This is a genomic window from Corallococcus macrosporus, assembly GCF_017302985.1.
GTDB classification, from domain to species: Bacteria; Myxococcota; Myxococcia; order Myxococcales; family Myxococcaceae; genus Corallococcus; species Corallococcus macrosporus_A.
The window spans coordinates 102,067-121,342 of sequence record NZ_JAFIMU010000015.1 but is presented as its reverse complement, the minus strand read 5'-3'; the positions used below and the strand labels follow the sequence as shown (position 1 = coordinate 121,342).

Sequence of the window (19,276 nt, the reverse complement as noted above, 5' to 3'; positions counted from 1 at the left end):
GCCCAGGCCCTCCTTCCCGGGCGCGGCCGGACGTTGCCGCGTGCACGGCCGGACGGGGTGTGCTGTCTTCGCGCGCTGAAATGGCACAGCTCGTCTATCGCCGCTATGGCGGCTCGCTCCAGGTCGACATCCCCGACTTCAACACCCTCACCGAGGCGGTGAGGATCCCCGCCACGCAGTGGATGGCGCTCGCGTGCCCCATGGAGGGCATCGCGTGTGATCCGCGCTTCCTCGCGCTGATGGACGCGGACGGCAACCGCCGCATCCGGGTGGAGGAGCTGCGCGCCGCGGTGGACTGGACGGCGGCGCGGCTGAAGGACCGCAAGGGCGCGGACGCGGGCAGCGACGTGCTGGAGCTTTCAGCGCTCTCCGACACGGCATCCAACCTCCGAGGCGCGGCGGAGCTGGTGCTGCGCACGCTCAACGCGCCGGACACCACGCGCCTGTCGCTGGAGCAGCTGCGCACCAGCGACAAGGCGCTGCGCGACGCGGGGAAGAATGGCGACGGCATCATCGCGCCGGTGTCGCTGCCGGAGCGGCTGCGGCCCCTGGCCCAGTCCATCATCGCGGCCTTCCCGCCGCTGACGAACCGCGCGGGCCTGGCGGGCGTGGACGTGGGGCTGGTGAAGCGCTTCCGCGAGGAACGCACGGCGCTGCTCGCGCACCTGGGCGGCCGGGACGCGGTGTTCACCTGGGGCACGGCGAGCCTGGAGCAGGCGAAGCGCGTGCACGACGTGGCGCCGCTGCTGGACGGCTACTTCGTGCAGTGCCGGCTGGTGGCCGCGCAGCCGGAGGCCGCCGCCAGCCTGCGCCTGCGCGCGGACCGCGTGGAGGGCGCGCTGGGAGACCTGGGCGCCATGGGCAAGGCCGCGAACGAGCTGCCCATCGCGCCGCCGGACCCCTCTGGCGTGCTGGTGTGGGCGCGGCTGTACCGCGGCGCCGGCTACGAGAAGCTGGAGGCCTTCCACCAGGAGGTGGCGACGCCGCTGCTGGGCGACGGCGTGAAGCTGACGGACACGGCGTGGCGCGAGCTGTCCGCGAAGGCGGAGGCCATCCTTGGCTGGCAGGCGAAGCGCGACGCGAGCGCGCTGCACGCGGTGGCGGACACGCTGGGCGCGGTGTCCGACGAGGACCTGGACGCGATGGAAGCGGTGAGCCGCGAGGACCTGTCGCTCAAGCCCACGCTGGACGTCATCGCGGAGCTGGAGCGGCTGGTGCTGTACCAGCGCTGGCTGCTGCTGTTCTCCAACAACTTCATCAGCATGCCCAACCTGTACCTGCCCAAGCGGCGGGCGCTGATGGAGAAGGGCACGCTCATCCTGGGCGGGCGCAAGTACACGCTGTCCGTGCTGGTGACGGACCGCCCGGCGCACGCGGCGCTGACGGGGCAGGGGACCACCTGCATCCTCTACGTGAAGGTGATGCCCCGCGACGCGACGGACGCCTACGAGGTGGCGGTGCCCGTCACCGCGGGGCGCAGCACGGAGCTCGTCGTGGGCAAGCGCGGCGTGTTCTACGACGTGGACGGCAAGGAGTCCGACGCCATCGTCACGCAGGTCGTCCGTCAGCCCGTGTCGCTCTGGGAGTCGATGACCATGCCGTTCATGCGCATCGGCGCGTTCATCACCAGCAAGGTGGAGGGGCTGGCCGCCTCCGGTGAGAAGGACTTCGATGCGTCGCTGGAGTCCGGCTACAAGCAGACGGTGACCGCGCCTCCGCCCCCGGCCGCTCCGGCTCCGGCGGGTGCGGCGCCCGCGGCGGCTCCGGCGGGAGGCGGCCTCGCGGGCGTGCTCGCGGCGGGCGGCATCGCGTTCGCGGCGCTGGGCTCGTCGCTGGCGTTCATCCTCACGCAGGTGAAGTCGCTCACGCTGGTGGACGTCATCACCGCGGCCACCATCCTGGCCATCGTGGTGATGGCGCCCGCGGGGTTGCTGGGGTGGCTGAAGCTGCGCCGCCGCAACCTGGCGCTGCTGCTGGAGGGCTCCGGCTGGGCGCTCAACGACCGGCTGATGCTCACGCGCGGCGTGGCCACGCTCATCACCCGCAAGCCAAGGCTGCCCAAGGGCGCGCGCGTGGACCGCGTGGACCTGGTGCGCGGGGCGCTGCGCCACACGCAGGACGACGACGAGGCCGAGCGCATGTCACTGGGGGCCCGCCTGGGCCTCACGCTGCTCATCCTCTTCGTGCTGGGCTGGCAGGTGCGCGTGCCCGTCACCGAGTGGCTGTGCACGTACCACTGGCTGTCCGAGGACGCGTGCCGCGTGCTGCTGCCCAAGCTGGTGCCCACGGAGCTGCCGGCGGGCGCCGTTCCCGTGGTGCCGGTCACGCCCGCTCCCGTGCCCGCGAAGTAGGCGGGCTCGCGGAGCGACGCGAATCTTGCGAGGCTCGGGGAGGCCCCTAGTCTTCCCCGACCATGTCGACCCTGTCCCCGCTGCTGGAGCAGTTCAAGGTCCACCTCGAAGGCGAGAAGGGCGCATCCCCTCACACGGTGCGCAACTACCTCATCGACCTGGTGGACTACGAGCGCTACCTGGTGGAGCGGATGAAGCTGTCGCTGCTCGCGGGTACGCACGCGGCCATCCGCGGCTACCTGGGCACGCTGGCGGTGGACCACGCGCCCTCGAGCCGCGCGCGGCGGCTGGCGAGCATCAAGTCGTTCTACAAGTACCTCGTGCGGCAGAAGCTGCTGTCCGCGAGCCCCGCCAAGCTGGTGAAGAGCCCCAAGCTGCCGAAGTCGCTGCCCAAGGTGCTGCCGGTGGAGGAGGTCTTCGCTATCCTCGACATGCCGGACGTGAAGACGGTGCTGGGGCTTCGCGACAAGGCCATCCTGGAGATGCTGTACGGCGGCGGCCTGCGCATCAGCGAGCTGTGCGGGCTGGACCTCCTGGGCGTGGAGCGAAGCAGCCGCATTGTCCGGGTGATGGGCAAGGGCAGTAAGGAGCGGCTCGTCCCGCTCAACGCGAAGGCCATCCAGTCCCTGGAGGCGTACCTTGCCCGGCGCGGCGAGTTGCTGGCCACGGTGCATGACGGCCAGGACCCGGACGCGCTGTTCCTCAACTTCCGCGGCGGGCGCCTGACGCCCCGGAGCATCGCCAGGCACCTGGACGCGTACGTGCTCAAGCTGGCCCTGGCGCGCAAGGTGAGCCCGCACGCGATGCGCCACTCATTCGCCACGCACCTGCTGGGCGGCGGCGCGGACATCCGCAGCATCCAGGAGCTGCTAGGCCACGCGAGCCTCTCCACCACGCAGAAGTACACCCACGTGACCTTCGAGCAGCTGCAAGAGGTCTACGACGCCGCGCATCCGCGCGCGTGACGAAGGGGCAGGGGATGGCGAACCGCAGCGACGAAGTCGACCAGTACATGGCGGAACTCGAGCACCCGCTGAAGGCGGAGATTGAAGCCGTGCGCACGGCCATCCTGGCCTCCGACACGAGCATCACGGAGCGCATCAAGTGGAAGGCGCCCAGCTTCGTGCACTCGGGTGATGACCGCGTCACGTTCCGCCTGGCCCCCAAGGGCATCTTCCAGGTCATCCTCCACCGGGGCGCGAAGGTGAAGGACACGAAGGGCTTCGCCTTCGAGGACGACTCCGGGCTCGTGGAGTGGCTGGCGCCGGACCGGGGCGTCGTGACGCTGCCAGACGCGAAGACGGTGAAGGCGAAGAAGGCCACCCTGGTGAAGCTGGTGGGCCGCTGGATGAAGGCCACCGCGACCTGAGCGCGTCCCCAGGGTGAGGGAGCGGACAGCCAGGCGGTTTTTCCAAGTCCGGAGCGGTCCGGCTTGTTAAACCCCCGGCATGTTCCACGGAACCACCATCCTCTGCGTCCGCCGCGATGGGAAGGTCGTCATCGCGGGCGACGGTCAGGTCAGCCTCGACAAGACCATCATGAAGAACACGGCGCGCAAGGTGCGCCGCATCGGCGAGGGACAGATCATCGCCGGCTTCGCGGGCAGCACCGCGGACGCGTTCACGCTCTTCGAGCGCTTCGAGGCCAAGTTCAAGGAGCACCAGAAGAACCTCGCCCGCGCCTGCGTGGAGCTGGGGAAGGACTGGCGCACCGACCGCTTCCTCCGCCGCCTGGAGGCGCTGCTCATCGTCGCGGACAAGGAGAAGACCTTCATCCTGTCCGGCGCGGGCGACGTCATCGAACCCGACCACGGCATCGCCGCCGTGGGCTCCGGTGGCCACTACGCGCTGGCCGCCGCGCGCGCCCTCCAGGCGCACTCGCAATTGTCCGCCCGCGACATCTGCACGCAGGCCATGGCCATCGCCGCGGACATCTGCGTCTACACGAACTCCAACGTCACCTACGAAGAGCTCTGAGAGGACCGCCCCGTGGCCGAATCGCGCAAGTTGTCCGCCTTCACGCCTCGCGAGGTCGTCAGCGAGCTGGACCGCTACATCGTCGGACAGAAAGACGCCAAGCGCGCCGTCGCCATCGCGCTGCGCAACCGGTGGCGCCGCCAGCAGGTGCCGGACGACCTGCGGGATGAGATCTACCCGAAGAACATCATCATGATCGGCCCCACCGGCGTGGGGAAGACGGAGATCGCCCGCCGCCTGGCGAAGCTGTCCCAGGCCCCGTTCGTGAAGGTGGAGGCCAGCAAGTTCACGGAAGTGGGCTACGTGGGCCGCGACGTCGAGTCGATGATCCGCGACCTCGTCGAAGCCGCCATCGCGCTCGTGCGCGAGGAGGAGACGGAGAAGGTCAAGCCGCGAGCGGAGGAGCTGGCCGAGGATCGCTTGATGGACCTGCTCAAGAACGGCGGCCAGTCGCGCACGACGGCGTCGCCTCCGTTCGGCTTCTCGCCCCCGCCGCCCCCAGCGCCCTCGCCGCTGGGCGACAGCGAGCGGGAGAAGCTGCGCGCCCAGCTGCGCGCCGGCACGCTGGATGATCAGACCGTGGAGGTGGAGACCAGCGACAGCTCACCCACGTTCATGCGCAACTTCGGCGGCCAGGGCATGGAGGAGATCGGCGTCAACCTCCAGGACCTCTTCAAGAACATGCCGGGCATGAAGAACACCCGGAAGCGCAAGCTGCGCGTGCCCGAAGCCCTCCAGGTGCTGCGCGCGGAGGAGGCGCAGAAGCTGGTGGACCCGGACCGCGTCCAGCGCGAGGCCGTGGCGCGCGCCGAGTCCAACGGCATCGTCTTCATCGATGAAATCGACAAGATCGCCAGCCGCGAGGGCGGCAAGGGCGGCGGGGGCCCGGACGTGTCGCGCGAGGGCGTCCAGCGCGACATCCTGCCCATCGTCGAAGGCTCGGCCGTCAACACGAAGTACGGCCAGGTGAAGACGGACCACATGCTCTTCATCGCCGCGGGCGCGTTCCACGTCTCCAAGCCCTCGGACCTCATCCCGGAGCTCCAGGGCCGCTTCCCCATCCGCGTGGAGCTGGAGGCGCTGTCCGGCGAGGACCTGGTGCGCATCCTGCGCGAGCCCAAGAACTCGCTCATGCGCCAGTACACCGCGCTGCTCGCCACGGAGGGCGTGCGCCTGTCCTTCACGGACGACGCGGTGGCGGAAGTGGCCCGCATCGCCCAGCAGGCCAACGAGCGCACGCAGAACATCGGCGCCCGGCGGCTGCACACCGTGCTGGAGCGCCTGCTGGACGAGGTGTCCTTCACGGCCAGCGAACTGGGCCCGCGCGACTTCCAGGTGGACGCCGCCTACGTGCGCGAGCGGCTGGGCGCCATCGTCCAGGACGAGGACTTGTCGCGCTACATCCTCTAGCGCGGTAGGGTCCGCCGCGTCGTCCCACCGCGTCATACGAAGAGAGAGGTACACCACCTTGCAAGCGCCGCCGTCCCCCGCCTCCGCCCCTGGCAACGAGCCCCTCATCCAGAAGGCGAAGCAGCACCTGCTGCAGAACTACAAGCAGCAACCCATCGCGCTCGTGCGCGGGCAGGGCACCCGGGTGTGGGACGCGGATGGCAAGGCGTACCTGGACTGCATCGGCGGCATCGCCGTGTGCGCCCTGGGCCACTGCCACCCGGAGATGGTCGCGGCGGCCAAGGCGCAGCTGGACACGCTGTGGCACGTCTCCAACGCCTTCTACTCGCAGCCGCAGATCGACCTGGCCGAGCAGCTCACCGCCTGGGCCGGGCTGCCGCGCGCGTTCTTCTGCAACTCGGGCGCGGAGGCCAACGAGGCCCTCATCAAGCTCACGCGCAAGGTGATGAAGGACCGGGGCACGCCGGAGCGCTTCGAGATCCTCTCCTTCGAGAAGGGCTTCCACGGCCGCACGCTGGCCACCGTCACCGCCACCGGCCAGCCGAAGTACCACGCCGGCTTCGAGCCGCTGCCCCAGGGCTTCCGGCACCTGCCCTACGGCGACGTGGACGCGGTCCGCCGCGCCATCGGGCCGAACACCGCCGCCATCCTGGTGGAGCCCATCCAGGGCGAGGGCGGCGTGCGCCTGGCGCCTCCGGGCTTCTTCCAGGGGCTGCGCGCCCTCTGTGACGAGCAGGGGCTGCTGCTGCTCGTGGACGAGGTCCAGACGGGCATGGGACGCACCGGCCAGCCCTTCGGCTTCATGCACCACGGCATCCGGCCGGACGCCATCAGCCTGGCCAAGGCCCTGGGCAACGGGCTGCCCATCGGCGCCATGCTGTGCCGCGAGGAGCTGGCGGTCAGCCTCTCCCCGGGCACCCACGGCTCCACCTTTGGCGGCAACCTGGTGTCCGCCGCCGCTGGCAATGTCGTGATGCGCCTGTTGCGCCAGCCCGGCTTCCTGGCGGACGTGCAGGCCAAGGGCGAGCACTTCCTCGCCGGGGCGCGCGCGCTCCAGGCCTCGCTGCCGGAAGGCCGCGTCAAGGCCGTGCGCGGGCAGGGGCTGCTGCTGGGCGTCGAGCTGGACCGGGAGGTCGCCCCCGTCATCGCGAAGCTGCGCGAGGCCGGCCTGCTGGTGAACGCCGCCGGGGACACCACCCTGCGCTTCGCGCCGCCGCTCATCATCTCCCAGAAGGAACTGGACGAAGCGCTGGGCATCCTCCAGCGTGTGCTCTCCACGCTGTAGAAGGGGGCGGGGCCTTTCGGACCCGGGAAGTTTGACGCCCCGCTTCCCGGACACCTACACTCGGGGATTCGCCAGCCTGCGGAACGTGACACCTTGAGCGCGCCCAACCCCATCGTCGGCCTGGGGGGCAGGACCGACCACATCGCGACGGTGCCCCAACTGGACCCGGCCCGACTCCAGCTCAGCCCGGAGGAGGGCTCGGTGCTGGCACTGGTGGGCCGCGTCGAGCGCATCGACGCCGTCCTGTCCCGCTCCTCTCTTGGCGAGGCCCGCACCATCGCCGTGCTGCTGTCGCTGCGCGCCAAGGGGGCCATCGTGCCCGCCCGGGTGGTGCAGCGCGCCCCTCCCGCCGCCCCCACGGTGGACGCCGCCATGGCGGAGGAGGTGGACCTGGATCCCGAGCAGAAGCGCGACATCATCGAGATGGAGCGCTCGCTGGACGGGATGGACCACCACGCGGTGCTGGGCGTGGCCCGGGGCGCCAGCCCCCAGGAGGTGAAGCAGGCCTATTACAACGCCTCCCGCCGCTTCCACCCGGACCGCTACTTCGGCAAGAACCTGGGCAGCTTCCGCGCCCGGCTGGAGCGCATCTTCAAGCGCCTCACGGACGCCCACAACGCCCTCAGCCGCCAGGAGCCGCCGCGCGCGCCCGCCGCGCCCCCGGCCCCGGCCGCACGCGCTCCGGCCACGCCGCCTCCTGCCGCCCCGCGCGCGCCGTCCGGCACCTTCGCGGCGGTGACTCCGCCTGCGCCTTCGGGCGCGCGTCCGCCGTCGGGGGCCTTCGCCGCGGTGCCGCCTCCGGCCGCCGCGCCCGCGGACGATCCGGAGTCCGAGGCCCGCCGCGCCGAGCGCCAGGCCCGCCTCGCGCGCCACCCGTACATGGCGCGCAGCCACAAGCTCACGGAACTCATCGCCCGGGGCAAGGCGGCCACCGCGCGCGGGGACTTCGAGCGGGCCTACCAGGACTTCAACCACGTGCTGGGCCTGGATCCGAAGAACCGCGAGGTCGCGCAGCTGCTGGTGGAGGCGCGCCGCAAGCACGACCTGCACCGCGCGCAGGCGGAGGTGACGCGCGGTCAGGAGCTGGAGATGCGCGGCGACTTCGCCGGCGCGCAGGCGGCGTACCGGCTGGCCGTGTCGCTCAACGCGGACAATCCGGAGGCGGCCTTCCAGGCGGCGCGCGTGGGGCGGGAGCTGACGCAGGATCCGCAGGAGGTGCTGAAGCTCGCGCAGCGCGCGGTGGAGCTGAAGCCGGGGCGCGCGGACTACCAGCTGCTGCTGGGCCAGCTGCTCCTGGTGGCGGGGCAGAAGAAGCAGGCCAAGCACCACTTCGAGGAGGTCGTGCGCCTGGATCCGGACAACGCCGACGCTCGCGCCGCCCTCAAGAAGCTGCGCTGGACGTTCACGTGATGAGGTGCAGGCATCCCCATGGCTGCTGAGCCCGAACCGCTGATTGGCATCGACCTGGGGACGACGAACAGCCTCGTCGCCACGGTGCAGGACGGTCAGCCCATCATCATCAAGAACCGCACCGGCCAGCCTCTCACCCCGTCCGTGGTGGCGGTGTCGAAGAACGGCAAGCGGCTGGTGGGCGGCATCGCCAAGCGGCAGGCCATCACCAACCCGCAGGAGACGGTGTCCGCGGCGAAGCGCCTCATCGGCCGCAAGTTCTCCTCGCACCCGGTGCAGGACGCGATGCGCGCGCTCACGTACCAGGTGGTGTGCGGCGCGCACGACGACGTGCGCATCCGGCTGGCGGGCCGCGACCTCGCCGTGCCGGAGGTCAGCGCCATGATTCTGGCGGAGCTGAAGGCGGACGCGGAGGCGCACTTCGGTCGGCCCGTCACCCAGGCCGTCATCACCGTGCCGGCCTACTTCAACGACGGCCAGCGCCAGGCCACCAAGGACGCGGGCCGCATCGCCGGGCTGGAAGTCCTGCGCATCATCAACGAGCCCACCGCGGCGGCGCTGGCCTACGGCTTCGGGCGCACGGTGAACGGGAAGATCGCCGTGCTGGACCTGGGCGGCGGCACCTTCGACGTGTCGGTGCTGGAGATCAACAACGGCATCTTCGACGTGGTGGCCACCGGCGGTGACACCTTCCTCGGCGGCGAGGACTGGGACCACCGCATCATCGAGTGGATGGTGTTCGGCTTCGCCAAGGAGCACGGCATCGACCTGCGCAAGGACCGCATGGCGCTGCAGCGGCTGAAGGACGCCGCGGAGAAGGCGAAGGTGGAGCTGTCGTCGGTGAAGGAGACGCAGCTGCACCTGCCCTTCATCTGCACGCCGCCGGGCGGAGGCGCCGCGCTGCACCTGCAGTCCACGCTCACGCGCGAGAAGCTGGAGGAGCTCACCGCGGACCTGGGCGAGCGCCTGGTGGGCATCACCTCGGAGGTGCTGGGCGAGGCGAAGGTGCGCCCCTCGGAGCTCAAGGAGGTCATCCTCGTGGGGGGCATGTCGCGCATGCCCCGCATCATCGAACAGGTGCGCCAGTACTTCCGCCGCGAGCCCTGCAAGGGCGTGCACGCGGAGGAGGTCGTCGCCCTGGGCGCCGCCATCCAGGCGCACGCGCTGGTGGGGCAGCAGAGCGAGCTGCTCCTGCTGGACGTCACGCCGCAGAGCATGGGCGTGGCCATCGCGGGCGGCTACGTGCGCAGGCTCATTCCGCGCAACACCACCGTGCCCACGTCCGCCACGGAGGTGTTCGCCACCTCCAAGGACTTCCAGCGCACGGTGAAGATCATGGTGCTCCAGGGCGAGCACGAGCTGGCCCACCACAACGAGCTGCTGGGCGAGTTCCTCCTCACCGGCCTGCGCGAGGCGCCGCGCGGACAGGTGGAGATTGAAGTGACGTTCGACATCAACGCGGAGGGCATCGTGTCGGTGTCCGCGCGCGACCGCGACACGGGGCTGCGCCAGTCCATCACCGTCACCGCCTCCAGCGGCCTCACCGAGGACGAGCTGCGCCGCATCATGGACGAGCAGCGCGACTGGCTGGTGGCGGCGCGCAACACGGAGGAGCTGAAGTCCAAGCGCGTGGAGCTGGACACCCTGGCGCGCGACCTGGTGGACGCGCTCTCCCGCGTGCGGCTCATGCCCGGGGCCGGAGGGCTGTCGCCGGACGTCATCGCCCGCGCGGAGGCCGCCCTGGACCATGCGCGTCAGGCGCGCGGCACGGAGGACGTGGGCGCGCTCACGCGGGCCTGCGAGGCCCTGGCCCAGAGCCTGCCGCTGTTGCGCTCGGCCGGCTTGCGCGGGACGCCGGGGAGGTAGCCCATGAACGCGATCCGGGCCAAGGCGTTGGTCGAAGCCGGGTTGCTGTTGCGGCTGAGTGGCGACATGGCCGGCGCGGAGAAGCTGTTCGCGCGGGCGCTGGAGCTGGACCCCGGCAACGTGCGCGCGCGCCGGCTGCTGGGCCGCGACGGTCCGGCGGAGCAGGGCGGCAGCGGGGACACCGGCTGGAACCTGGCGAGCCCCGATCAGGAGGTGGACTGGGGCGCCTGGGCCGGTCCCTCCACGCCGGGCCCGGTGGCCGCGCCCCTGCGCGAGTCCGTGAGCCTGCCCGAGGGCACGGGCATGCGCGGCGACGCGCTGGACCTCATCGCGGAGGCGCACCGCACGCAGGAGTTCGGGCTGCCGGACACCTTCACCCCGGCGGGGGGATTGCCGGAGGGGTCGGAGGTGGAGAGCCTGCTGCGCGGCGCGGAGGACCTGCTGGCGCTGGATGACCACTCCGGCGCGGTGGAGCTGCTGCGCCGGGCGCAGTCGCTGGCGCCGGAGAACCCGCGCGTGGAGGCGCTGCGCGACCGCAGCGAGCGCATCCTGGTGTCCATGCTGGAGGCCCGGCTGGGAGACCTGAACCGCATGCCGCGCGTGCGGTTGCAACCGGATGACATCATCTGGCTCAACCTGGACCACCGCGCGGGCTTCGTGCTGGCGCAGATTGACGGCGCGGTGAGCTTCGACGACCTCTTCGCGCTGTCGGGCATGTCGCGCCTGGACACCGCGCGCATCCTCGCGCAGCTGCTCGACGAGGGCATCATCGCCCCCGGCGAGTAGGCCGCCGCGCTTCTTGCGTCACGCGGGGCGGATGACGGCCGTCCAGACGCCGCGCACCACGGGCTCGCCCTTCGCGTTGCGCGTCTCCGTGGTGACGACGAGGAAGTCCATCCCGGCCTTGCGGTACAGCTCCGTGATGGAGCCGGTGGTGGTGAGCACGTCCCCGGGGCGCATGACGCCCAGGAACTCCAGCTCCTGCTCCCCGTGCACCAGCCGCACGCGGTCCACGCCCAGCTCCGGGTCCGCGATGGCGGCGCTGAAGGGGCGGATGGCGAACACCACCGCGAAGCTGGGGAAGGCGATGACGTCGCCGTAGGGGCCCGCCTGGGCCGCCTCCTGCGAGTAGAGCAGGGGGCTCACGTGCTCCGGCGGCTCGCCGAAGGTGCCCGCGGACGGCACGGCGCCGCCCAGGATGAGGGAGAACTCGCGCAGCTTCTCCCGGCCGATTTCGTAGGTGAAGGGGCCGTACGCACGGCCGACGAACTTGGGGTCCAGGGCCATGGCTATCCGAGCGAGGTTTCGACGACGGCGCCCCGGAGGACGGGCTCGCCGCGCTGGTTGGTGGCGGTGACTTCCGTCGTCAGCCGGCCGTCCGCGACGGCGGTGACGCGGCCCTGGAAGGTGACGGTGTCTTCAGGGAGCACCGGCCGGGAGAAGCGCACCTTCACGCGGCGCACCCGGCCCGGGTCGCCCACGAAGACGGCCACGGCCTCCACGGCCCAGCCCAGCGTGCAGAGCCCCTGGAGGATGACGCCGTTGAAGCCGGCGAGCTTCCCCACCTCCGGGTCGATGTGGATGGGGTTGTAGTCCCCGGAAGCGCCCGCGTAATACACCGGCCGCAGCCGGTCGCACTGGCGGACGTGGGTGAAGGTGTCTCCCACCTGGAACGTGCGTGCCATGAGGCGCGGAAGCCTACCGCAGGAAACGAAGAAGGGGCGGCCCCCACTCGCGTGAGGACCGCCCCCGGTCACTTCAGGGCTTCAGGACGAAGCGCCGGCTTACGCCTTGCGACGGCGCGCCAGCGCCATCGCCGCGAACAGCGCCATCAGCGGCGCCATGCCGCCCGCGGAGCCGCCCGTGGACGAGCAGCCACCGCCCTTGTTCTTCACCTTCACCGTGTAGGTCGCAGGGCCCGCGGAAGCACCGTGGGTGTCCGTGACCGTGAGGCTGAAGGTGAGGTCCGTGTCGGCCTTCACGCTCGGCGCGGTGAACTCCAGCTTGGCCGTGTTGGCGCCCGTGAGGGTCACGGACGGGCCGCCCGTCTGGGTCCACGCGTAGGTGAGGGCGTCACCGTCCGGATCCTTGGCGTTGGTGGTGATGCTCACCTTGTCGCCCTCGGTCGCGGTGCTGGTGGTGCCGGACACCGTCGGCGCGCGGTTGTCCACGCTGACCTTCACGTTGACCAGGTCGGAGGCGGACTCGCCACCGGCCGTCACGGTGAGGCGGAACGACAGCTCCTCGTCCGCGGCCACGTTGGGGGCGGTGAACTTCGCGGTGGCCGTGTCGGCACCGGACAGCGTCACCGACGTGCCGCTCACCTGGGTCCAGGCGTAGGTGATGGCGTCACCCTCGGCGTCCGAGGCGGTGCCGGACAGCGTCACCTCCGCACGGGCCGCCACTTCCTGATCCGCGCCAGCGTCCACCACCGGCGGACGGTTGACGTTCTTCACCGTCACCGCCACCGACTGCTTGGTGGAGGCCGCGCCGTCGGACACCGTGACCGTGAAGGTCAGCTGCGTGTCCTCCGTCACTTCCGGAGCCGTGAACGTGGCCTTGGCCGTGTTGGCGTTGGTCAGCGTCGCCTTCACGTCGCCGGCCGTCTGCGCCCAGGCGTAGGTCAGCGCCTGGCCGTCCGGATCCGTGGAGCCGGAAGCGTCCAGCTCCGCCGTGCCGCCCTCGTTCACCGTCTCCGTCGCGGTGGCGACGACGACCGGCGCGCGGTTGACGTTGTTCACGCCGATGTCGACCGTCTTCGGGAGGCTCGTCTTGCCCTTGGCGTCCGTCACCACCAGCTGGAATGTGAGGTACTGGGTGAAGGCGACGTCCGTCACGAAGGTCGGCGTGGCGGTGTCCGCGCCGGTCAGCGTCACCGGAGCCTGGCCGCCCACCTGCGTCCACTGGTACGTGAGCACGTCACCCGACGCGGCGTCCGGATCGAAGCTGCCCGTGCCGTTGAGGGTCACCGTGGTGCGCTGCTGCTGGCCGTTCACGGTCGTGAACTCGGACACCACCTGCGGGACGCCGGCGTTCGCCACCGGACGCTGGTTGCACTCGCCCGCGGCCGCCGGCTGATCCACCTGCGACGAGAACACCGGGGTCACGCCCTCGAGCGTGGGCTCCGCGATGTCGATGCCGTACGCACCCTGGCCCGCGTCCGCACCCACGCGGAAGCGCAGCTTGACGCGCATGATGCCCTGCTTCTGGAAGTAGTCCTTGAAGTCGAACTCCTCCACGTTGAAGCCCGGGAACCCGGCGGACGCGCGGGCGTAGGCGCGCTGCCCCTCGATGGGGTTGCCGCCGCCCGTGGAGATGGCGACCGTGTGGTACTTCGGCGCGACGGTCGGCAGCTTCGCGGTGAGCGTGTTCAGGTTCGCCCACGACACGCCGTTGGTGCTGTACTCCACCGTGGCACCGTCGAACGGGGTCGCGGCCGCCGTGTAGTCAGACTCGAAGGAGTGGCGGAAGTAGTAGGCGAAGTAGAAGCCTTCCGTGGCGCTCAGCGACAGCCAGGGGCTCGTGAGGGTCATCTCGCCCGGAGCGTTGGCGTCGTCAGCGTGCGCGATGCTGTCGGTGCCCAGCTGGATGACCTTCCAGTCACCGCCCGCGGTGTAGTTCTCCGACACCGTCCACGCGCTCAGGCCGTTCTTGAAGAACTCCGTCGTGCCGGACGTCGGCACGTCGTCGTAGTTGACGCGCGGATCGAACGACACCGTCTTCACCGCCGCCGGCAGGCTGGCCTCGTCGAAGACGATCTTCAGCTTGGCGGTGGCACCGGCCCCGGACACGGCGGTCAGGGACACCGGCACGGTGATCTTCGCCTCCGCGCCGCGCGCCAGCGCCGGCACGGACACGGTCGCGGTCGGGCTGCCCGAGAAGGCCAGCGTCGCGGTGGTGCTGCTGGTGCTGACGGTGCCCGTGAAGGCCCCGATCGCGCCGCCGCCCACGTTGCGCACGGTCAGGTGCAGCAGGCCTTCCTCGCCCACGTCGAGCACGCCGTCCTTGTCGCAGCCCGACTTGCTGTCATCCAGGCTCAGGCCGGTGACCTCGATCGTGTTGCCGGTGACCTTGCTCTCCACCACGCCGAAGTGGTCCCACGAGTTGCGGTCCGGCACCTTGGCGCCGAAGCCCGCGCCGCGCTTGGCGAAGGCCGCCACGAAGCGGCTGTAGTCGGCCGGGTCGTTGGCCGCCGCCACCGCGAGGAGGGCGTCGCGCGCCTCCAGGAAGGTGGGCGCGTTCGGCGTCGCCTTGTACGCGGCGACGATGTAGCGCTTCATCCGGTCCTGGGCCTCCGCGAACGGGTAGGCGTTGAGGAGGCTCGCGTAGGACTCCCACAGCATGGACGCCCAGATTTCACCGGCGTTGTGGACCTCGCTGTTGCTGGCGCCGGTCAGCGCGGACGTGTTCGCGTTGGCGGGCAGCGCGGTGCCGTTGGCGATGTGCCGCAGCGACAGGCCGTTCTTGGTCAGGTCCGTCGTGTAGGGCAGCCGGCGCAGGCCGTAGTAGTAGCCCTGGTTCTTGCCGCCGCTGCTGACCCAGCCCGCGTCGCCGTAGACGCCCTGGAACTGGTTGTTGCCGGCCTTGTTGCGGTCCTCCTCACGCACCTGCATCAGCATGGCGGTGAAGTCGCCCCAGCCCTCGCCCATGGAGCGGCCCTGGTTGTTCGACAGGCCGGCCGCGTTGCCGATGAGGCGGTTGGAGATGTAGTGGCCCCACTCGTGCGCGATGACCGCGTTGTCCAGCGTGCCGTCGCGGTCCTCCTTGGGGGACTTGCGCAGCGTCACGTTGACCTCGCCGTTCGCCAGCTGCGCCCGCCAGGCCGCGGCCGCTGCCTGGGTGATCATCAGCGACGGCGTCGTGACGAACGCGTCGTCCACGCCGTTGCCGCCCATGGCGATGGGGCTGCCCGTGGTGTTGTTGCCGATGATGGTGGCGAGCGCGCCCGCTGCCTCGGCGTTGCGCGACTTCACGACGAAGTTGCACGTGCCGCGGTCGATGAGGGCGATCTTCCCCTTGAAGGTGTCCGCGGGGAAGGGGTCGCAGCCGAGCTTGTTGGTGTCGTCCGCGGCAGGACTCTTGATGTCACCCGTGACGTCGTAGCTCGCGGGGCCATAGCTGGCCGAGGACGCCTCGTAGACGCCCGCGATGGCCGCCGGGGACTTCACGGACAGCTCCGGCGTGCCCGTGAAGAGGTACATCTGCATGCGCGGCGAGGCACCGTCGGACGGGGTGCTCATGTTCGCGTTGTTGCGGCCGCCGACGTCCAGGCCCTGCGCCTGGATGGGGTCTCCCTCCACGCCGCCACGGCCGTAGTTGACGGACTGGGCGTTGCCCGAGGCCTCGTCGAAGCCGGCGTCGTAGAACCAGTCGTGCAGGAAGTTGTTGACGTAGAAGAGGTTGACCACCGCCGCCTTGGCCTGCGTGGTGTTCGCGTCCGGGGCCAGGGAGGTGTCGTAGACGTACCCGAAGGTCCGCTCCGAGGTGACGGTCGGCCGGATGTCCCCCGAGTTGGGCTGGTAGCCGTCCGGCAGCTCCAGGTCCGCGTACGCGTCCACGTTGTTGCCCGTGGTCGCCGTGGCGTTGTTCGGCAGCCACGGGTCGTTGTGCGTGAACGGGATGTTCGTGATCGAGATGTCCTTCGCCGCGCGGCCCAGCGGAGCCTGCGAGCCGTCCGGGAGGCCCGTGGGGTGGGGCGTCATGTCATTGCCCTGGGGACCGTCCTCGGGAATGTACGGCGCCGCCGCGTCCGCGTAGACCTTGTACGTGAAGGGCTCGGCGGCCACGTCCACGGTCAGGTTGTTGCGGAAGAGCACCTGGCCGGTGGTCGCGGAGATGACGTAGCCGAAGTAGTCGCTGGAGCGCGCGGCCTTGGGGCCGGCGTTGACCTCCACGTACCAGGCGGGCTCCAGCCCGTCCGCCATCGTGAAGAACACCTGGCGGGCGCGGGCCGGGGAGACCAGGTCCTGCGGCAGTGCGGCCTTCGCGGCAGGGTTCAGCGCGAAGAAGGTGTGGTCCCCCTTCGTGCCGGCGTTGACGAACGACGCCGCCGGCGCGCTGGTGCCCGTCATGTCCTTGAACGCGGAGGCGACCGCGTCCGCGGCACCCAGGCTGAAGGCGCCGGTGCGGGACTTGGCGCGCGCGGCCTGCGTGAGCTCGGACGGGGCCAGGTAGCCGCTCACGGCCACCAGGCGCTGGTCCTGGCCCATGATGACCTTGACCTCGTTGCGGAAGACCGGGATGCCGTTCACCGTCTGGTGGAACGTGGCGACGACCGCGCCCTTGCCCGTGTCATGCAGCGAGCGCAGCGTGGCGCCCGCGACGTCCGTGCGCGACAGCCGGTAGCTGTCCGCCACGTTCTGCAGGTGCGCGCGCGCCGCGGCTTCCGCCGTCATGCCGGAGCGGATGACCGACTTGGACTGCGCACCGTCCTGGGCCGCCCACGCGAACGTGGGCACGCCGAGCCGCTGCTCGGTCTGCTCGATGCGGAGACCGCGCGACGCCGCCGCCGCGGAATCCACGGACAGCGGGCGGGACTCCCGCTGCTCCAGGAACGCGTCGAAGTTCGACCGCTCCTTGGCCCACGCACTGGTACCCGCGACGGGCACCAGCAGCAGGCTGGTCAACAGCTTTTCCCTGAGACGCATGCGCCTTCCTTCTTGGGGGTAATGAACTGCCGGACGAGGGGACTGCGAGACGACGACTGCGATGAGGAGAGGACCGCCGGGGGCGGCGGGCCTCGCCCTACGGATTGCGGGCCGCGGAGGAACAACAGCCCGATAGGGAACGCTTCCCAACGCCAGAGGTCGCATGCACGACGCGACGGCGGGGACCCGCGTGGAATGGCTTGACGTGAAACACGAACAGGATGGGCGCGGAGCGCTTCGACGGGCCGGACAGCGGGGCCGCGACACCCGAACCCGGGGCGGCCCACTTGAATCCACTGTCAACGGTCACCGGCAAGCGCTGCTCTCCAACCCACTCTCGCAGGCGCGGTTGTGTTCACCGCGCCAGGTTCAGTGGGAGCGCATGCTAACCAGGACACTGTTTCGTTGAAAAGAGGGGGGCCCTGCAACTCTGCGTTAGCAATCCAGTAACAATTGTCAGTCTGGAATAAGCCGTAGCAGCCGGGCGGTCGTGAGCGTGAACCGGGCGCCGCGCCGCACCTTGCGCCCGGGCGCAAACCCTGCTCAGCGCCGCGAGCGCGGCGCCGGCGCTTCGTCGTGCGAGGGCAGCGGTCCGTGGTCGAGCGGATCCTCCACCTCCGCGCCTTCCTTGCGCTGCTTGTACTGCTCACGCACGTAGGCGACGAGCTGATCCAGATACGACGACAGCGGCGGGCAGCGCACGCCGGTGCCGTCGAGCAGCTCCAGCGTGTTGTGGCAGTTGTAGATGGCCAGGTGGTTCACGTAGCTGATGGCGGCGCGCTGCGGCCGCGCCAGCTTCTCCAGCACGGGCAGCCGCAGCATCACGTCCGCGGCGCGCGCGGACAGGTTGAAGCGCGGCAGCCGCTTGTGGGCCTTCTCCGCGATGAGCTCGTACACGCGCCGCGCGCTCATGGGGTTGGGGTCCACCAGGTGGAAGGTGCGCCCCTGGGCCCGCGCGTCGCGCGACAGCCGCCACACGGCCTGCACCACGAAGTCCACCGGCACGACGTTGAGCGGCGCGACGCCGTTGCCCGGCAAGGGCAGCGGCACCACCAGCGGGGACGTGACGAGCAGGATGCCCAGGTAGTAGGGGCCCTCGAAGCGATCGATTTCGCCCGTGCGCGAGTCACCCACCACGCTGGACGGCCGGAAGATGGTGACGGGGAGGGTGGCCGCCGCGCGCTGCACCAGCCGCTCCGCCTGGAACTTCGTCTCCTCGTAGGCGTTGCGGAAGGACTGGCCCCGGTCCAGCTCGTCCTCGGCGATGACGCCCACGCGGTCGCCGGACACGTAGCAGGTGGAGAAGTAGTTGAAGCGCGAGAGGTTCTCGCAGTCGCGCGCCAGCTCCAGCAGGTTGCGCGTGCCGTCCACGTTGACGCGCCACGCGGTCTCCTTGGGCACGCCCAGCTGCGAGACGGCGGCCAGGTGGAAGATGTCCGTCACCTGTTCGCACAGGCGCTGGTACTCCTCGCCGGACAGGCCCAGGTGCATGTCCACCGCGTCACCGGTGAGCAGCTCCACGCGCGCGCCCTCCACCTTCGCGGCGAGCGCCTGCGCCTCCTTGAAGGCCTTGGGCTGCACCAGCGCGTAGATGTGCCCTGCCGGGTCCTCCCGCGCGATGTGCTCCACCAGCCGCTTGCCGATGAACCCCGGGTAGCCGGTGATGAAGTAGGTGCCAGGCTTGTTCCGCGTCGTGGACGTCTCGCTCATGCGCGGCGCAGCATAACCGCCCGTCAGCCGTGCGCGAGCATCGCCCGCCACACCGCCGCTACCTGGGGACGGGTGGACTCAGGGGTTCCGCTGTTGTCGATGACCCACGTCGCGTGCGCGCGCTTGTCGTCCAGCGCCATCTGCGCCTGGAGCCGCGCCTCCGCCTGGGCCGCGTCCAGGCCGTCGCGCGCCATCAGCCGCGCCTTCTGCACGTCGCGCGGCACCCACACCACGGCCACGCCCGCCATCGCCTGGTGCAGCCCCGTTTCAATCAGGAGCGGTACGTCGTAGACGGCGTGGGTGATGCCTTCGGCCTCCAGCGCCTGGAGCTTTTGGAGGAAGAGGGCGCGCACCTCCGGGTGCACGATGGCGTTGAGGGCGGCCCGCTCCTCGGCGTTCGCGAAGATGTGCGCGCCCAGCTTCACCCGGTCCAGGCGGCCGTCGGGGCCCACCACGCCGGGGAAGCGCTCCGCGATGCGCTGGAGGCCGGGCGTGCCGGGCTCCACCACTTCCCGGGCGAGCACGTCCGCGTCCAGCACGCGCGCGCCCAGCTCCCGCAGCATCCGGCTCACGGTGCTCTTGCCGGAGGCGATGCCGCCCGTCAGGCCGAAGACGTGCACG

General features: G+C 70.7%; 14 protein-coding genes. 9 read left to right on the top strand and 5 right to left on the bottom strand.

The window, feature by feature from the left end; all coding sequences use genetic code 11:
• The first annotated feature begins 80 nt into the window (after nt 1-80).
• The 9 genes from JYK02_RS36200 (at nt 81) to JYK02_RS36160 (ending at nt 11,084) form a co-directional block, all read left to right on the top strand.
• The gene (locus tag JYK02_RS36200) at nt 81-2,351 is read left to right on the top strand and encodes a kinesin (protein WP_207057526.1); all 2,271 of its coding nucleotides are present in this window, start codon (nt 81-83) and stop codon (nt 2,349-2,351) included.
• A gap of 62 nt (nt 2,352-2,413) precedes the next feature.
• A complete protein-coding gene (locus JYK02_RS36195) occupies nt 2,414-3,316 on the top strand; it encodes a tyrosine recombinase XerC (RefSeq protein ID WP_207057525.1) in 903 nt (300 codons plus the stop codon).
• Nucleotides 3,317-3,330: 14 nt separating this feature from the next.
• Nucleotides 3,331-3,720 (top strand): DUF1801 domain-containing protein, encoded by a 390-nt coding sequence (locus JYK02_RS36190; RefSeq protein WP_242589589.1) that lies wholly within the window; start codon nt 3,331-3,333, stop codon nt 3,718-3,720.
• A 79-nt stretch (nt 3,721-3,799) separates the two neighbouring features.
• Nucleotides 3,800-4,327 (top strand): ATP-dependent protease subunit HslV, encoded by a 528-nt coding sequence (gene hslV, locus JYK02_RS36185; protein ID WP_207057524.1) that lies wholly within the window; start codon nt 3,800-3,802, stop codon nt 4,325-4,327.
• A 12-nt stretch (nt 4,328-4,339) separates the two neighbouring features.
• The gene (hslU, locus tag JYK02_RS36180) at nt 4,340-5,737 is read left to right on the top strand and encodes an ATP-dependent protease ATPase subunit HslU (RefSeq protein WP_207057523.1); all 1,398 of its coding nucleotides are present in this window, start codon (nt 4,340-4,342) and stop codon (nt 5,735-5,737) included.
• A gap of 58 nt (nt 5,738-5,795) precedes the next feature.
• The gene (locus JYK02_RS36175) at nt 5,796-7,022 is read left to right on the top strand and encodes an aspartate aminotransferase family protein (protein ID WP_207057522.1); all 1,227 of its coding nucleotides are present in this window, start codon (nt 5,796-5,798) and stop codon (nt 7,020-7,022) included.
• Between the two features lie 93 nt (nt 7,023-7,115).
• On the top strand, nt 7,116-8,432 hold the full coding sequence (locus JYK02_RS36170; RefSeq protein WP_207057521.1) for a tetratricopeptide repeat protein: 1,317 nt from the start codon (nt 7,116-7,118) through the stop codon (nt 8,430-8,432).
• A gap of 18 nt (nt 8,433-8,450) precedes the next feature.
• Nucleotides 8,451-10,298, top strand: a complete 1,848-nt coding sequence (gene dnaK / locus JYK02_RS36165) for a molecular chaperone DnaK (protein ID WP_207057520.1) — start codon at nt 8,451-8,453, stop codon at nt 10,296-10,298.
• Between the two features lie 3 nt (nt 10,299-10,301).
• A complete protein-coding gene (locus JYK02_RS36160; RefSeq protein WP_207057519.1) occupies nt 10,302-11,084 on the top strand; it encodes a tetratricopeptide repeat protein in 783 nt (260 codons plus the stop codon).
• A gap of 18 nt (nt 11,085-11,102) precedes the next feature.
• On the opposite strand, the gene JYK02_RS36155 is transcribed toward JYK02_RS36160, so the two are convergent.
• The 5 genes from JYK02_RS36155 to coaE form a co-directional block, all read right to left on the bottom strand.
• The gene (locus JYK02_RS36155; protein ID WP_207057518.1) at nt 11,103-11,585 is read right to left on the bottom strand and encodes an FAS1-like dehydratase domain-containing protein; all 483 of its coding nucleotides are present in this window, start codon (nt 11,583-11,585) and stop codon (nt 11,103-11,105) included.
• Between the two features lie 2 nt (nt 11,586-11,587).
• On the bottom strand, nt 11,588-11,983 hold the full coding sequence (locus JYK02_RS36150) for a MaoC family dehydratase (RefSeq protein WP_171413492.1): 396 nt from the start codon (nt 11,981-11,983) through the stop codon (nt 11,588-11,590).
• Between the two features lie 99 nt (nt 11,984-12,082).
• Nucleotides 12,083-16,945 (bottom strand): myxosortase-dependent M36 family metallopeptidase, encoded by a 4,863-nt coding sequence (locus JYK02_RS36145; protein WP_207057517.1) that lies wholly within the window; start codon nt 16,943-16,945, stop codon nt 12,083-12,085.
• Between the two features lie 543 nt (nt 16,946-17,488).
• Nucleotides 17,489-18,655 (bottom strand): SDR family oxidoreductase, encoded by a 1,167-nt coding sequence (locus JYK02_RS36140; protein ID WP_207057516.1) that lies wholly within the window; start codon nt 18,653-18,655, stop codon nt 17,489-17,491.
• 23 nt (nt 18,656-18,678) lie between these two features.
• A complete protein-coding gene (coaE, locus tag JYK02_RS36135) occupies nt 18,679-19,275 on the bottom strand; it encodes a dephospho-CoA kinase (RefSeq protein WP_207057515.1) in 597 nt (198 codons plus the stop codon).
• Nucleotide 19,276: the final 1 nt, after the last annotated feature.

Excerpts from the sequence above, each read along its gene's own strand:
- JYK02_RS36200 (WP_207057526.1), top strand. The coding sequence starts at position 81 with ATGGCACAGCTCGTCTATCGCCGCTATGGCGGCTCGCTCCAGGTCGAC.
- JYK02_RS36195 (WP_207057525.1), top strand. The coding sequence starts at position 2,414 with ATGTCGACCCTGTCCCCGCTGCTGGAGCAGTTCAAGGTCCACCTCGAA.
- JYK02_RS36190 (WP_242589589.1), top strand. The coding sequence starts at position 3,331 with ATGGCGAACCGCAGCGACGAAGTCGACCAGTACATGGCGGAACTCGAG.
- hslV (WP_207057524.1), top strand. The coding sequence starts at position 3,800 with ATGTTCCACGGAACCACCATCCTCTGCGTCCGCCGCGATGGGAAGGTC.
- dnaK (WP_207057520.1), top strand. The coding sequence starts at position 8,451 with ATGGCTGCTGAGCCCGAACCGCTGATTGGCATCGACCTGGGGACGACG.
- JYK02_RS36160 (WP_207057519.1), top strand. The coding sequence starts at position 10,302 with ATGAACGCGATCCGGGCCAAGGCGTTGGTCGAAGCCGGGTTGCTGTTG.
- JYK02_RS36155 (WP_207057518.1), bottom strand. The coding sequence starts at position 11,585 with ATGGCCCTGGACCCCAAGTTCGTCGGCCGTGCGTACGGCCCCTTCACC.
- JYK02_RS36150 (WP_171413492.1), bottom strand. The coding sequence starts at position 11,983 with ATGGCACGCACGTTCCAGGTGGGAGACACCTTCACCCACGTCCGCCAG.
- JYK02_RS36145 (WP_207057517.1), bottom strand. The coding sequence starts at position 16,945 with ATGCGTCTCAGGGAAAAGCTGTTGACCAGCCTGCTGCTGGTGCCCGTC.
- JYK02_RS36140 (WP_207057516.1), bottom strand. The coding sequence starts at position 18,655 with ATGAGCGAGACGTCCACGACGCGGAACAAGCCTGGCACCTACTTCATC.